Below are 14,465 nucleotides of genomic sequence, written 5' to 3'. Positions count from 1 at the left end.
CCACCCCATCAACCACAGGGTTCAGAGCAGGTGCGATAAGTCAGCCCATTCGAGGTTGTTTTCTTCAATCAACCGAATCTTCCAATCGCGCCGCCAAGTCTTCAGTTGTTTTTCGCGCGCGATCGCTTCTTGCGGCGATGTATACGTTTCCGTGTAGACGAGGCGCGTTACGCCGTACTTCTTGACGAACTCCGATCCCTATCCGGCGCGATGCAGCGTGAGGCGATTACCCAGGTTGTTGCAGACGCCGACATAAAGCGTGCCGTGGCGGCGGCTGGCGAGAATGTAAACATAATAAATTGTGGCAGCAGTCATGGGATCGGCTCGATTTCGCGACAATCGAACATTTGTGGTTATGGGTCCCGGCCTTCGCCGGGACGACCTAGAGCAACATCAGTTCCACTCTATCCGGTCCACAATGATCACTCGCTCTCAACGAGATCGATTCCTGCATTCCTCAAAGCTGCCATGAGAGCTTCAATATCCTCCGGCTCAACCTCTATTGGGCACAACTCGCTGAGTTGATCGAAGGTGATGAAACCTGTCGGCCGGCCAAGCTCGATTGCTTGGCGGATGATGTCCTGCAACGCCATTTTTCGCGCTCTCGGGAAATTGCGCCTCTACCTAGGGACAAGAACGTATCAGGCTTTCGGACGTCTCGGAACAAATTAAGAACATTTTAGCAAGTATTTGATATCATTCTGATTCGGCGGCATCGCCGACACAACATCTATGGCCTGTCCGTTCCCGCGAGGACTACATGTCCACTATTGCCTTCGATCAATTCGCGCTCACCCGCATCGCCGACTTTGCGCGCTCGCTGTCGCGCCTGCATCAGGCGTCCCGCCGCCAATGGGTCGATGACGACCAGATCGACCGCGAGTTCAACGCGGTCTGCATGTCGATCTGGGGTTACACCATCGACGACATCAGCGACGACTTGTTCTCACCCGCGGATCACGCCTGGCTCGATTCGCTCGACGAAGCGCATGCGCGCATCTTTGCCGCCGAGCAGGGCTATGACCTCGTCGACGACCAGGGCATGCTGACGGACTGGTGGGGCTATTGCTGGATGATCCTCGCTGAAAAGCGCGGACTGCTGACGCCGGAAAACCGTGCCGCAGCGCGTGCGGCGATCGAGGAGAAATATCGCGCCGCGCCGAATGTCATCGGGGTGATCGTCGGGCGGTGAAGTTCGCAATGACGGTAGACTAATTGATCTCCGCCCGCTTCGCCTTCGGCGCGGCTGATTTCGGCACGACGGTGACCGGCGGTGCGCCGTCATGGCTCGTGTCCGGCTGCGGCGCTTCGCCGACCGTTTCGGCCGCGACCGGCGCGACCTTCATCTCGCCGAGCCGGGCACGGAGTTCGGCGGTGAGACCGGGGTAGGACGCGACCGGCGTGAAGTCGGCGCTCTGGTTGTTGCCGACCCGGACGCCGGTATACGCCACCAGGCCATCGGTGGTGGCGACCACGTCGCCGGCGCGAAGTGAGGTATCGAGCGTGAGGTCGACCGGCGCGAGGCCGGCGGGATCGCGGCCGTTGCAGGTGCAGTCTGCGCGCAATGACTTGCGGTAGGCGAAGGCGTTCTCACTGTCGGCATAGCGTTCGCCGGCCGACGAGGTCGCGTAGTCGATGCTGCCACCGTAATAAACCTTGGTGGTAGTCGCCGGACAGAACGCCTGGCAGAGCTGAACCGGTGTCGCGCTGCCGCGCAAGCTCAGCGGGAAATATTTGCCGTCGCAGCTTCTGACGCAAAAGGCCGGGCCGGAACCGGCAACGCGCGGCGCGGGCGCAGCCTGCGGCTGTTGCTGCTGGTTGAGGCCGAACGGATCAAAGAAATTGGGTTGTGGCTGGCCCTGTCGCGACTGCTGCTTCTGCCCGCCGCCGAAGAAGAAATCGAGCAGCCCTTCCGCTGAGACTTGCGCCGGCGCGAGCGTCAGCGAGCCCAGAAGGGTTGCGGCAATAAGTGTCACGTGGCGCCGCACGCGACTATCAGCAAACCCTCTACGCAACGCCAACTCCACCCGACAGAGCCAACAGAGCCGAGACGTCGTCTCCGCGCGATTCACCCTAATGTGGGATGGTAAACGAGCAGTTGATTGCGGAAGAACTATGGAGATGAGCGCAATCTCGCGCGGTGTGCCGATGCGGCAACACTAGAGCGGGATGACTATTCTTCGAATCGTCATCCCGCCCTAGCTTTTTTGAGCATGATCTTTTCGGAAAACCGGTTCCCACTTTTCCGGATCATGCTCTAGCTCTTCAGGAACTCGCCCGCTTTGTACAACGAGCGGAACGGCAGGCCGGCTTCCGCGAACGTTTCTGTTGCGCCTTCCTCGCGGTCGACCATGGTGAAGACCAGCGCGACCTCGCCGCCGGCCTCGCGCACGGCTTCCACCGCCTTCATCGCCGAGCCGCCGGTGGTGGTGACATCCTCGACGATCACGATGCGCTTGCCTTGTAGCGTCTCGCCTTTGGCAAGTCCCTCGACCGCAAGCTTCGCACCATGTTCCTTCGGCTTCTTGCGCACGAAGAAGGCCGCGATCGGATGGCCCTTGATCCAGGAGAGCTGCGCGATCGCGCCCGCGAGCGGCACGGCGCCCATCTCCAACCCACCGACGAAATCGAGATTGTCGTCTTTCAGCGCTTCATAAGTGAGCTCGGCAAGCAATGCGGCGCCCTCGGGATCCAGCATCGTCGGCTTGAGGTTGAAATAGAAATCGCTCTTGCGGCCCGAGGCCAGCGTGATCTCGCCGCGCCCGAAAGAGCGCTTACGGATGATCTCGGCGAGGCGGGCGCGGGCGGCTGATTTGGACAAAGGCGGCTTTCCGGGTCGTTTACGGTGGCGCGCAATCTATCGGCGGTCGTGGCGAGATTCCAGCGCCGAAAGCTCCCCGTCAACAACGCCCCGCGTCGCATGTGGCGCGGATCCATATTCGCAAAGGCTGGTTGTAACGGTGTCCGGTTCCGCGCTAGGGATGCCTCAAACGATTGTGGGGGAAGCGAAAATGACCATCGAGCTGCACACCTGGAACACGCCGAATGGCCGCAAAATCTCGGTTGCGCTGGAGGAGATGGGGCTGCCTTACCAGGTGTTCCCGGTGAACATCACCAAGGGCGAGCAGATGGCGCCGGCCTTCCTCGAAATCAGCCCGAACAACAAGATTCCCGCAATCGTCGACCCGGACGGCCCCGGCGGCAAGCGGGTCAGCGTATTCGAATCGGGCGCGATCCTGCTCTATCTCGGCGAGAAGACCGGAAAGTTCCTACCCAAGCCCTTGATCGAGCGCATCCCCGTCTATGAATGGCTGATGTGGCAGATGGGCGGTTTTGGGCCGATGCCGGGGCAAGTGCACCATTTCATCGCGCTCGAGAACGAGCATGACCGCGCCTATGGCCTGAAGCGCTGTATGACCGAGACGCTTCGCCTCTACGGCGTGCTGAACCGCCGGCTCGAAGGCCGCGACTTCGTCGCCGACGATCTGTCGGTCGCCGATTTCGCCATCCTCGGCTGGGCCTGGCGCCACCCGCGCCACAAGGTCAATCTCGGCGATTTCCCCAATGTCGAGCGCTGGTACAATAAGCTGATGGCTCGTCCAGGCGTGAAGCGCGGCATGGAAGCGAAGCTGGATTAGGTTTCGTCATTGCCGGGCTTGACCCGGCAATCCATCCTCTTCGTAAATTATCCCTTGTCTGCTGCTGCAGACGATGGATGCGCGGGTCAAGCCCGCGCATGACGAGCGAGAAACTCACGCCCGTCGCGCCTCGAACGCCATCTTCATCGCAAGCCCCGCCAGGACGGTGCCCATCAGCCAGCGTTGCAGCAGCAGCCACGCCGGCCGCGTGCCGAGGAACAGCGTGATCGAGCCTGCGGCGAGCGCGATCATCGCATTCACGCTGACGCTGATCGCGATCTGGATCGCGCCGAGCGCGAGCGACTGCGTCAGAACGCTGCCCGTGGGATCGATGAACTGCGGCAGCAGCGCCAGATAGAGCATCGCGATCTTCGGATTCAGCAGGTTGGTGACAAATCCCATTGCGAACAGCTTCCGGGGGCTGTCGACCTGCAGCTTCTTCACCTGGAACGGCGAGCGCCCGCCGGGCTTCAGCGCCTGCCACGCCAGCCACAACAGATAGGCCGCGCCGGCAAAGCGCAGCGCGTCATAGGCGTAGGGAATCGCGAACAACAGCGCGGTGATGCCGAACGCCGCTGATAGCATGTAGAACACGAAGCCGAGCGCCACCCCGCCGAGGGACACAATCCCCGCCGCCGGTCCCTGTGTGATCGAACGCGAAATCAGGTAGATCATGTTCGGCCCCGGCGTCAGCACCATGCCGAACGAGAGCAGCGCAAAACCGAGCAAAGCGGAGGTGTGGGGCATCAGGAACTCGCGGGAGGATGCACGTTTCTAACGTGCGTCGTGCCGCGATTCCATTGCGCAATTGCTCCGAGAGCATTTTTGCTGTCGTCGTCCGGACGGCGACGACAGAGAGAGCTCAGTGCGCCTCGTCCCAATTCGTCGCTGCGCGAGCGTCGACCTGCAGCGGCAGCGACAGGATCACGGCCGGGAAGGGCGCGTCCTGCATCACATGCTGCACGACGGGCAGGGTTGCCGCGACTTCGTCGTCCGGCACCTCGAAGATCAGTTCGTCATGCACCTGCAAGAGCATCTGCGCTGAAAGCTTCTTCTCGGCGAGCGCGCCTTCGATGCGGGTCATGGCGCGGCGGATGATGTCGGCGGCCGAGCCCTGCAGGCGGGCGTTGATCGCGGCGCGCTCGTTGAAGGCGCGGACCGAGGCGTTGCTGGCCTTGATATCAGGGTAGTAGCATTTGCGGCCGAACAGCGTGGTGACATAGCCATTGCGGCGGCAGAAATCCTTGGTCTCGTCCATATAGGCGCGGATGCCCGGGAAGCGCTCGAAATATTTCCTGATGTAAGCGGAAGCCTCTTCACGCGCGATGCCGAGCTGGTTGGCGAGGCCAAAGGCCGAGATGCCGTAGATGATGCCGAAATTGATCGCCTTGGCGCGGCGGCGCACCTCGCTCGGCATGTCCTTGATCGGCACGCCGAACATTTCGGATGCGGTCATGGCGTGAATGTCGAGGCCGTCGCGGAACGCCTGCTTCAGCACGGGGATGTCGGCGATTTCCGCGAGCAGGCGCAGCTCGATCTGCGAATAATCAGCCGATACCAGCTTGTGCCCGGGCGTCGCGACAAAGGCGCGGCGGATCTTCCTGCCGTCCTCGGTACGCACGGGGATGTTCTGCAGGTTCGGTTCGTTCGACGACAGCCGGCCCGTCGTGGTCGCCGCCAGCGCATAGGTCGTGTGGACGCGGTGGGTCTGCGGATTGACGTAGGTCGGCAGCGCGTCGGTATAGGTCGATTTCAGCTTCGAGACCTGCCGCCACTCCAGGATCTTCTTCGGGAATTCGTGGCCCTGTTCGGCGAGGTCGTCCAGCACCTGCGCCGTCGTCGACCAGGCGCCGGTCTTGGTCTTGGTGCCGCCGGGCAATCCCATCTTGCCGAACAGGATGTCGCCGATCTGCTTGGGGCTGCCGACATTGATCGGCTCGCCGGCGATCGCCTGGATCTCGGCCTCGACGCGCGCCGCGGTCTGGGCGAAATCGCCTGACAGCCGCGACAGCACCTGGCGGTCGATCGAGATGCCGCGCCGCTCCATCCACGCGAGCACGGAAACCAGCGGCCGCTCCAGCGTCTCATAGACGGCCGCCATCCGCTCCGCGACCAAGCGCGGCTTCAATACGCGCCACAGGCGCAGGATCACGTCGGCGATCTCGGCGCAGTGCTCGGTCGCCTTGTCGATCGCAACCTGGTCGAAGGTCAGCTTGTTCTTGCCGCTGCCGGTTAGCCCGTTCTCAGCGATCACCGCATGCCCGAGCCAGCGCTCGGCGAGCGATTCCAGGGCATGTGACCCGCGCCCGGCATCGAGCACGTAGGAGATCAACTGCGCATCGTCAAAGTTGCGCAGCGTGATGCCGGCTTGCGCCAGCATCACCGCGTTGAACTTGACGTCGAAGCCGACCTTCAGGATGCCCTGCGACTCCAAGATCGGCCGCAAGGCTTCGATCGCCTGCTCGAACTTGATCTGGTCCGGTGCCAGGCCTGCGTCGAACAGCCCGCTGCCGCCGCCCGCCTGCTTGTGGGCGAGCGGGATGTAGGCGGCGTCATCCGGGCCGAGCGCCAGCGCGATGCCAGAGATTTCCGCCTGCATCGGATCGATCGAATTCGCCTTCGCCTGGACCGCGACATGGCCAGTATCGTGGATCCGCGCGATCAACGCGTTGAGCTGATCGAGGGTCCCGATCGTCAGGTATTTGCTGCGGTCGATCTTGGTCTTGCGCGCCGCCTCGGCGCGTGCTTCCGCGAGCACAATCGGCGTGCCCTTGAGGCTCGAGCCCTTGTCCTCCTTGCCGGCGGGCTTATTGCGCTCCTTGGCGGCAGGCGCGGGCTGCACGGACCCGCCGGGACCCGGTGCGGGCTCGACGCCCGAGGGCGGCAATGGTGTAAACACGCTCGCGCCGCTCTTGTTGCCGGGATCGGGCTCGATATCGGACGGGTCGATCTGCCCGTATTCGGCGACGCGGCGGGTCAGCGTCGAAAACTCCATCGCCTTCAGGAAGGCGATCAGCCGGCGCGGATCGAGCTCATGCACGGCAAGATCGTCGAGCGGCACTTCGAGCTCGACCTTGTCGTCGAGCAGCACGAGCTGCCTCGAAATACGCGCCTTCTCGGCATTCTCGACCAGCGCCTCGCGCCGCTTCGGCTGCTTGATCTCGCCGGCGCGGGTGAGCAGGGATTCGAGATCGCCATATTCGATGATGAGCTGCGCCGCGGTCTTGACGCCAATGCCGGGGACGCCCGGCACGTTATCGGTGGAATCGCCGGCCAGGGCCTGCACCTCGACCACCTTTTCCGGCGGCACGCCGAACTTCTCGATCACCTCTGGAATGCCGATACGGCGATCCTTCATGGTGTCGTACATGGTGATGCCGTCTGTCACGAGCTGCATCAGGTCCTTGTCGGAGGACACGATCGTCGCGCTCGCGCCGCGCTCGGCGGCGATCCGGACATAGGTCGCGATGAGGTCGTCCGCCTCAAAGCCGACCTGTTCCAGGCAGGGCAGGTCGAAGGCGCGCACCGCCTCGCGGATCAGCGCGAATTGTGGGATCAGGTCGTCGGGCGCCGGCGGCCGGTGCGCCTTGTAGTCGGGATAGATTTTGTTGCGGAAGGTGATCTCGGACTTGTCGAAGACGATGGCGAGGTGGGTCGGCCGGTTGTCCTCGGGCATCTCGCGCAAGAGCTTCCACAGCATGTTGCAGAAGCCGAGCACGGCATTGACCTGCAGCCCGTCGGACTTGCGGTTCAGCGGCGGCAGCGCGTGGTAGGCGCGGAAGATGTAGGAGGAACCGTCGACCAGGAACACATGGTGGCCCTTGGCCGGAGCCTTGGCGGCAACAGGCTTGGGGGCGGCTTTGGGTTCTGTCTTGGCTGAGGTCTTGGAGGCTGATTTCGGCATGGCCGAAATTTAGGGATTTTTGCAGCAAATGACAGCCTTGAGGTGCGGAATTTTGGTCCGCTGACACGGCTATCCCCGCTGTCATCATCCGCGAAGGCGGATGATCCAGTATTCCAGAGCGGTCGAGGCATGCGGAGAGGTCGCCGCATACTGGATTGGCCGGCCAAGCCGGGCAATGACGGCGGTGTGCTACTCCGCGGCCTGCAATACTGCTGCTTTCTTCGGTGCGATACAGAACGTGGCGGGGCGCTCGAACAGGAAGTTGGCACGGAGTGCGAGCGCCACGCGCCAGATCACCAGCGAGCCGATGAGGCCGGTGATGGTGACGAGCAGCGAGATCAGACCGATGTCGTGGATCACACCGCTGCGCAAGAGGCCGACGCGGGCGATCACCATCGGCAGGAAGAAGGCGAGATAGATCACGATGGAATGCTCACCGCAGAAGCGCAAGGCGGTGAGCCACTTCATCCGCGCCAGCAGCGTCCCGGTGACGACGATGGCAAACGCGCCCGCAAATCCCAGAGCAAGTGAAACAAGCGGCCATTCACTCACCCCCGCGATCACCAGGGTGCCATTGACCAGCATCCATAGCGCGAGCCCGGTCAGCACCAACATCGGCGCGGAACGTGCGCGGTTCGACAGTTTGAAGACGTAGGGCGCAAAGAGATAGCCGGCATAGAAATAGACGAAGCGCGCGCAGAATTCGTCGATCACGGTCCAGCCAGTCACGACATGCGCCATCTCAAGGCCGGCGGCCAGCGCCAGAATCGCGAGCGGCGGCAGATTGCGTGTCAGTTTTGTGACGACAAAGAAGATCGGAAGCAGATAGATGAACCACAGCGTGCCGAACGGCTCGATGAAGGATTCGAGATAGAGATAGCCGGTGTGGCTCCAACTCGTCTCGGCGGCAAAGGCCGGCGCCTTGAACGCGAACTGGATCGTCACCCACAGCACATAGAAATAGGCGAAGTGGACGACCTTGCGATCGAGATAGGTGCGCCAGTCACGGTCGATCACGAGCGAGAGGAACAGGCCCGAAATCAGGAAGAAATCCGGCATCCGAAACGGTTTCGCGAACATCACGACCGCATGCATGAAGCCGGTCTCGCCGGCGGCGGCCTCCACCCCCAGGACCGAATGCATCATCACGACCATGACGATGCAGATGCCCTTGGCGTAGTCCACCCAATCGACGCGCCCGTCCGGCGATGCGGCGGAACGCAGGCTCGCGGAGGTTGTCCCGTTTGCGGTCATGACTGTCCTGTTTCGGCGCGCATTTGGCGCATCTTCGGCCGGATCGGTTGCTATCGCCTTTATTCATACAAATGACATGCCGCTCGTGCCTGCTTTTTGCCGTTTCCTCCTGGCCGGCAAATGTTCTAAGACGCTGACCGGAGTTGCGGAATCGTTAACGATAGCAAGCGGGTGGTTTCATGCGCATCGCCATGATTGGCACGGGTTATGTGGGACTGGTGTCCGGCGCGTGTTTTGCGGATTTCGGACACCACGTCACCTGCGTGGACAAGGATGTCGAGAAGATCAACGCCCTTCGCCGCGGCGAAATCCCGATCTTCGAGCCGGGGCTGGACGCCCTCGTTGCTTCCAATGTGAAGGCCAGGCGGCTCGACTTTACCACGGATCTGAAGGACCCGGTCGCCGAGGCCGACGCGGTCTTCATCGCGGTCGGCACGCCGTCGCGCCGCGGCGACGGCCATGCCGACCTCTCTTACGTCTATGCCGCCGCCCGCGAGATCGCCGGTGCGCTCAAAGGCTTCACGGTGGTGGTGACCAAATCGACCGTGCCGGTTGGCACCGGTGACGAGGTCGAGCGCCTGATCCGCGAAGCCAACCCGGCCGCCGATGTCGCGGTCGCCTCCAATCCGGAATTCCTGCGCGAGGGCGCCGCGATCCGCGACTTCAAGTTCCCGGACCGCATCGTGGTCGGCACTTCCGATGAGCGCGCGCGGAAAGTGCTCGGCGATGTCTACCGGCCGCTGTCACTCAATCAGGCGCCGCTGATGTACACGGCGCGGCGGACGGCGGAGCTGATCAAATACGCCGCGAACGCATTCCTCGCGACCAAGATCACCTTCATCAACGAGATCGCCGATCTCTCCGAAAAGGTCGGCGCCGACGTCCAGGAAGTCGCGCGCGGCATCGGCCTCGACAACCGCATCGGCTCCAAGTTCCTGCATGCCGGCCCCGGCTTCGGCGGCTCCTGCTTCCCCAAGGACACCCGCGCGCTGATCAAGATCGCGCAGGATCATGATGTGAATCTGCGAATCGTGGAGGCCGTGCTCGGCGTCAACGACAACCGCAAGCGCGCGATGGCACGCAAGGTCGTCAACCTCGCCGGCAATTTGCGCGGCAAGACGGTTGCCGTGCTCGGCCTTACCTTCAAGCCGGAGACCGACGACATGCGGGAGGCGCCGTCGATCCCGATCGTCACCGGCCTCTTGGACATGGGCGCGAAAGTGCGGGCGCATGATCCTGTCGGCATCGAGCAGGCGCGCAAGGAGCTGCCGGATATCGAATATTGCGATGATCCCTATGAATGCGTGACCGGCGCCGATGCCATGGTCGTCGTCACCGAGTGGGTGCAGTACCGCACGCTCGACCTGGAGCGGCTGAAGAGCCTGTTGCGGCAGCCGGTCGTGGTCGACCTGCGGAACATCTACCGCCCTGAGGACATGGCCGCGCACGGCTTCAGCTATGAGAGCGTTGGCCGCGCACCCGAACCACTGGTTTGATGAACATTACCTTTCGTCATGGCCGGGCTTGTCCCGGCCATCCACGTTATGTTTTCTCCTTTTTGACAAGAGAGACGTGGATGCCCGGGACAAGCCCGGGCATGACGAAGTAGTGAGACCGTGCCCCGTCATTTCGACACCCCACTTCCAATCGACGCAGTGCTCCCCGAGCTCGCGACGACGCTTGCAGCGAAGAACACGGCCGTGCTCGTCGCGCCGCCCGGCGCCGGCAAGACCACGCGGGTGCCGCTGGCGCTGCTCGACGAGCCCTGGACTAAGGGCAAGAAGATCATCGTGCTGGAGCCGCGGCGGATCGCGGCGCGCGCCAGCGCCGAGCGAATGGCGAAGACGCTTGGCGAGCGGGTCGGCGAGACCGTCGGCTATCGCGTCCGCTTCGGCTCGAAAGTGTCGCGCGCAACCCGCATCGAGGTCGTCACCGAAGGCATCTTCTCGCGCCAGATCCTCGACGACCCCGAACTCTCCGGCATTGCCGCTGTTTTGTTCGACGAATTTCATGAACGCTCGCTCGATGCCGATCTGGGGCTTGCATTGGCGCGTGATGCGCAACAGGGCTTGCGCGAGGATCTTCGCCTGCTCGTGATGTCGGCAACGCTCGACGGCGCCCGTGTCGCAAAGCTGCTTGGTGATGCTCCCGTCGTGGAGAGTGAAGGCCGCGCCTTTCCTGTCGAGACGCGCTATCTCGGCCGCAAAGTGGACGTTCCGATGGAACGGCAAATGGCGGACGCGATCGCGACTGCACTTCGCGCCGACCCCGGCTCGGTGCTGGCGTTCCTGCCGGGCGCCGCCGAGATCCGCCGCACGCAGAATTTTCTCGAAGAGCGCATCCATGACGCCGCGATCGAAATCGTGCCGCTGTTCGGCGCGCTCGACGCCAGCGTCCAGGATCGCGCCATCGCGCCGGCGCCCAAAGGTCACCGCAAGGTGGTGCTGGCGACCTCGATCGCCGAGACCTCGCTGACCATCGAGCGTGTCCGGATTGTCGTGGATTCCGGCATGTCGCGCGTGCCGCGCTATGAGCCCGACATCGCCCTGACGCGCCTGGAAACCGTGCGCGCTTCGCGCGCCGCGGTCGACCAGCGTCGCGGCCGTGCCGGCCGTACCGAGCCCGGTGTCTGCTATCGGCTCTGGGACGAGCCGCAGACCGCCTCGCTCGCCCCCTACACCCAGCCGGAAATCCTGTCCGCCGACTTGTCCTCGCTGGTGCTCGACCTCGCGCAATGGGGCGTCAGCGACGCCTCCGGCCTTGCGTTCCTTGATCCGCCGCCCGCGCCGGCCTGGAACGAAGCCAGCGTGCTGCTGCGCGAACTCGGCGCGCTCGATGTCGACGGCCGGATCACGGCGGAGGGCCATAGCCTGCGCGCACTGGCGCTGCCGCCGCGGCTCGCCCGCATGATCGTGGATTCGGCGCGGTTTGGCGCGGCGGCAGGAGCCGCAGAGATCGCAGCGGTGCTCACCGAGCGTGGGCTTGGCGGCGACAGCGTCGATCTCGATGTCAGGCTCGACCAGTTTCGTCGCGACCGCTCGCAGCGTGCCTCCAGCGCGCGCAGCCTCGCGCAGCGCTGGGCCTCGCAGGTGATGTCGTCCAAGGCCTCCGAAGCCACAGGCGAGCTCTCCACCGGCACGATGCTGGCGTTCGCCTTCCCCGATCGCGTCGCGCGCAACCGCGGCAATAGCAGCTTTGTGCTCGCCAACGGCCGCGGCGCCGGCGTCGAGCAGACGTCGTCACTCGCGCGCTCACCCTATATCGCAGTCGGAGAGCTGACCGGCACCGCGGCGAGCGGCCGGATTCTGCTCGCGGCGCCGATCACGCTGGAAGAGATCGAGCTGCGTTTCGCAGGTGAGATCGAGTCCACGGAAGACGTCTCCTTCGACCGCAATGCGATGGCGCTGCGCGCGCGGCGCAGGCGCACGCTGCACGCGATCACGCTCTCGGAAGCGCCAATGGCGCTGTCACCGTCGGCGGAGACCGCGCGCGTGCTCGCCGAGGGCTTGATCGCCGCGGGTCTCGACAAGCTGCCGTGGTCGAAAAACCTGAAGCAATGGCGCGACCGCGTGATGTTCCTGCGCAGGGCCGAAGGCGATAGCTGGCCGGACTTGTCGGACGAGGCGCTGGTGCGCGAGTGCGAGGCCTGGCTGTTGCCGGCGCTTTACGACAAGACCTCGCTGAAGGAGCTTTCGGCCGGCGAGCTCTCGGATGCGCTGATGGCGCTGTTGCCCTGGAATCTGCGTGCCCGGCTGGAGCAGGAGGCGCCGATCCATTTTGAGGCGCCGACCGGCAGCCAGCTTGCGATCGACTACGAGGCGGAGCAGGGCCCGACCATCGCGGTCCGGCTGCAGGAACTGTTCGGGCTCAACACCCATCCGTCGATCGCCAAGGGCGCCGTGCCGCTGGTGCTGGAATTGCTGTCGCCGGCGCAGCGTCCGGTGCAGGTGACGCGGGATCTGCCGGGCTTCTGGCGCGGCAGCTACGCCGCGGTCCGCGCCGATCTGCGCGGGCGCTACCCGAAACATCCCTGGCCGGAGGACCCGGCCAATGCCGTGCCGACGCGCCGGGCCAAGCCGCGCGGGACGTAATCCGCGCCCGTGCGATTGCCGCTTGCCGTTAACGCTTCACTCATCCTTTCGCGAAAATGGCAGGCTCCATCGCCGCTGCCGGTCGCGACTTGGCAGATGGCGTGGTGAAATCGGCCAGTGTCCCCAATGTGCGTGGCGTCATGCGTAACATAATGATCTTCGCCGCCATCCTGATCGGCCTCGGCAGCTTCATGGCGCAGATGGCGGACAAGATGACGCCGGCCTCCGCGTCCGCCACGACCGCTTCGAAGAGTATCCCCGTTCAGACCGTGGCGCAGGGCGGCGGCCGCACGCTTAGCATTCCGCGCGACTCCCGCGGACATTTTGCGACTGACGGCCGCATCGACGGCCAGCGCATCGATTTCATGGTCGATACCGGCGCCTCGCTTGTTGCGCTCAATGAGAAATCTGCCGCACGCTTCGGCTTGCGCCCGTCGCGCGGCGACTACACCGCGACCGTCAGCACCGCCAACGGCACCATCAAGGCCGCGCGCACCCGCCTTGCCATGATCGATCTCGGCGGCCTCATCGTCCGCGACGTCGACGCCATGGTGCTGCCGGACGAAGCGCTTTCGGAAAACCTGCTTGGCCTGTCCTTCCTGTCCAGGCTGAAGCGCTTTGAATATGCCAATGGCCGGCTGGTGCTGGAGCAGTAAGAGGCCGCGCCGTCTTACGTACTGGAAAATGCCTGCGCTGCGGCTATATTCAGGCCATGCGCCGTGATGATGTCATTGCCAGATTGAAGGGGACCGAGCCCGCGTTACGGGCCGTCGGCGTCGGCGCTCTTTACCTGTTCGGTTCTTACGCTCGTGACGAGGCGGGTTCAGACTCGGATGTGGACGTCTTTGTCGATCCTGCATCGGATAGGGATTTTGGTTTCCTTCCGTTCATGGAGGCCTACGAGGCGCTGCAACAGGCGCTCGGCCGCCAGGTCGAAGTCGGCTATTCGACGCGCGCAGGATTGTCACCCTACATCCGCGCGGATGTAGAACGGGAAGCTGTGCGGATTTTTTGATGGCCGCGAGCAAGAGCCCACGCGCACGGTTGCTTCACATTTGCGATGAAATCGAAGGCGTTGCAGCTATAGCGGCAGAACTATCCTTCGAAGAATATCAGGCAAGCTATATTCACCGCCGCGCCATCGAGCGCGCTGCGCAGATCGTCTCAGAGGCTGCCAAGGCGCTACCGAACGATCTTTGGGCGCGGCACAGCGATGCTCCCTGGTCGTCCATCATAGGGATAGGGAATATCCTGCGGCACGAGTATCAACGACTTGATGACAAGCAGCTTTGGGAGATCGCGACGGTTCATCTTCCGGCGCTGGAGCCCATTGTCAGGCGAATGCTCGCAGAGCTTGAAGATTAGGCACCAGCCCGATTGAGCACGCGATAACAGCGCTCAAGAGTCTCGAAATCCGCCGCAATTGTCAGCCAATAGGAGCCAATCCCACCTTTCGCCGCGGTCCGCCTTTGGCTATTGGCTGCGGCATTGATCATCACGCTCTCGCGAGGCTGCCACAAGATGTTTCCCAAGCCCAAGCCCGTTCTGGTTCCGAACACTTATGCCTTCGAATCCGAG

13 protein-coding genes and 1 pseudogene are annotated in these 14,465 nt (G+C 63.4%); 7 read left to right on the top strand and 7 right to left on the bottom strand.

The genetic code is table 11. The features are described from left to right. Positions 1–21 precede the first annotated feature (21 nt). A pseudogene (locus CWO89_RS29515) lies at positions 22–300 on the bottom strand (GIY-YIG nuclease family protein). 122 nt (positions 301–422) lie between these two features. Next, on the bottom strand, positions 423–593 hold the full coding sequence (locus CWO89_RS29510; protein WP_130582098.1) for an RNA polymerase sigma factor region1.1 domain-containing protein: 171 nt from the start codon (positions 591–593) through the stop codon (positions 423–425). 167 nt (positions 594–760) lie between these two features. Here CWO89_RS29510 and CWO89_RS29505 point away from each other — a divergent pair, with 167 nt between their 5' ends. Beyond that, entirely contained in the window at positions 761–1,192 is a 432-nt protein-coding gene (locus CWO89_RS29505; RefSeq protein ID WP_130582097.1) for a hypothetical protein, read from the top strand. 19 nt (positions 1,193–1,211) lie between these two features. Here CWO89_RS29505 and CWO89_RS29500 read toward each other — a convergent pair whose 3' ends face one another. Further along, complete coding sequence (locus CWO89_RS29500) at positions 1,212–1,976, bottom strand: DUF2865 domain-containing protein (RefSeq protein ID WP_245476639.1); 765 nt, start codon at positions 1,974–1,976, stop codon at positions 1,212–1,214. Positions 1,977–2,257: 281 nt separating this feature from the next. After that, the gene (gene pyrE / locus CWO89_RS29495) at positions 2,258–2,821 is read right to left on the bottom strand and encodes an orotate phosphoribosyltransferase (protein ID WP_028168036.1); all 564 of its coding nucleotides are present in this window, start codon (positions 2,819–2,821) and stop codon (positions 2,258–2,260) included. A gap of 190 nt (positions 2,822–3,011) precedes the next feature. Here pyrE and CWO89_RS29490 point away from each other — a divergent pair, with 190 nt between their 5' ends. Further along, positions 3,012–3,638: a glutathione S-transferase family protein gene (locus CWO89_RS29490; RefSeq protein WP_130582096.1), complete on the top strand. Its 627-nt coding sequence runs from the start codon at positions 3,012–3,014 to the stop codon at positions 3,636–3,638. 114 nt (positions 3,639–3,752) lie between these two features. Here CWO89_RS29490 and CWO89_RS29485 read toward each other — a convergent pair whose 3' ends face one another. The 3 genes from CWO89_RS29485 to CWO89_RS29475 form a co-directional block, all read right to left on the bottom strand. Further along, complete coding sequence (locus CWO89_RS29485) at positions 3,753–4,385, bottom strand: LysE family translocator (RefSeq protein ID WP_130582095.1); 633 nt, start codon at positions 4,383–4,385, stop codon at positions 3,753–3,755. A gap of 115 nt (positions 4,386–4,500) precedes the next feature. Further along, positions 4,501–7,542, bottom strand: coding sequence for a DNA polymerase I (polA, locus tag CWO89_RS29480; protein WP_130582094.1), 3,042 nt, complete (start codon positions 7,540–7,542; stop codon positions 4,501–4,503). Positions 7,543–7,731: 189 nt separating this feature from the next. After that, on the bottom strand, positions 7,732–8,796 hold the full coding sequence (locus tag CWO89_RS29475; protein ID WP_130582093.1) for an acyltransferase family protein: 1,065 nt from the start codon (positions 8,794–8,796) through the stop codon (positions 7,732–7,734). Positions 8,797–8,975: 179 nt separating this feature from the next. On the opposite strand from CWO89_RS29475, the gene CWO89_RS29470 reads away from it, so the two are divergent. From CWO89_RS29470 to CWO89_RS29450, 5 genes are all read left to right on the top strand, one after another. After that, complete coding sequence (locus CWO89_RS29470) at positions 8,976–10,292, top strand: UDP-glucose dehydrogenase family protein (protein WP_130582092.1); 1,317 nt, start codon at positions 8,976–8,978, stop codon at positions 10,290–10,292. Positions 10,293–10,412: 120 nt separating this feature from the next. Then, the gene (gene hrpB, locus CWO89_RS29465; RefSeq protein WP_165421393.1) at positions 10,413–12,887 is read left to right on the top strand and encodes an ATP-dependent helicase HrpB; all 2,475 of its coding nucleotides are present in this window, start codon (positions 10,413–10,415) and stop codon (positions 12,885–12,887) included. Positions 12,888–13,027: 140 nt separating this feature from the next. Continuing rightward, the gene (locus CWO89_RS29460; RefSeq protein ID WP_130582091.1) at positions 13,028–13,543 is read left to right on the top strand and encodes a TIGR02281 family clan AA aspartic protease; all 516 of its coding nucleotides are present in this window, start codon (positions 13,028–13,030) and stop codon (positions 13,541–13,543) included. A 56-nt stretch (positions 13,544–13,599) separates the two neighbouring features. Continuing rightward, positions 13,600–13,902: a nucleotidyltransferase family protein gene (locus tag CWO89_RS29455; protein WP_130582090.1), complete on the top strand. Its 303-nt coding sequence runs from the start codon at positions 13,600–13,602 to the stop codon at positions 13,900–13,902. Next, the gene (locus tag CWO89_RS29450; protein WP_130582089.1) at positions 13,902–14,252 is read left to right on the top strand and encodes a HepT-like ribonuclease domain-containing protein; all 351 of its coding nucleotides are present in this window, start codon (positions 13,902–13,904) and stop codon (positions 14,250–14,252) included. Before CWO89_RS29455 ends, CWO89_RS29450 begins: the two co-directional genes overlap by 1 nt. The last annotated feature ends 213 nt before the right edge of the window (positions 14,253–14,465 follow it).

Source organism: Bradyrhizobium sp. Leo170 (assembly GCF_004296405.1).
Lineage (GTDB): Bacteria > Pseudomonadota > Alphaproteobacteria > Rhizobiales > Xanthobacteraceae > Bradyrhizobium.
Note: the sequence above shows the minus strand (reverse complement) of the source record. Positions and strands in the feature narration are given on the sequence as shown.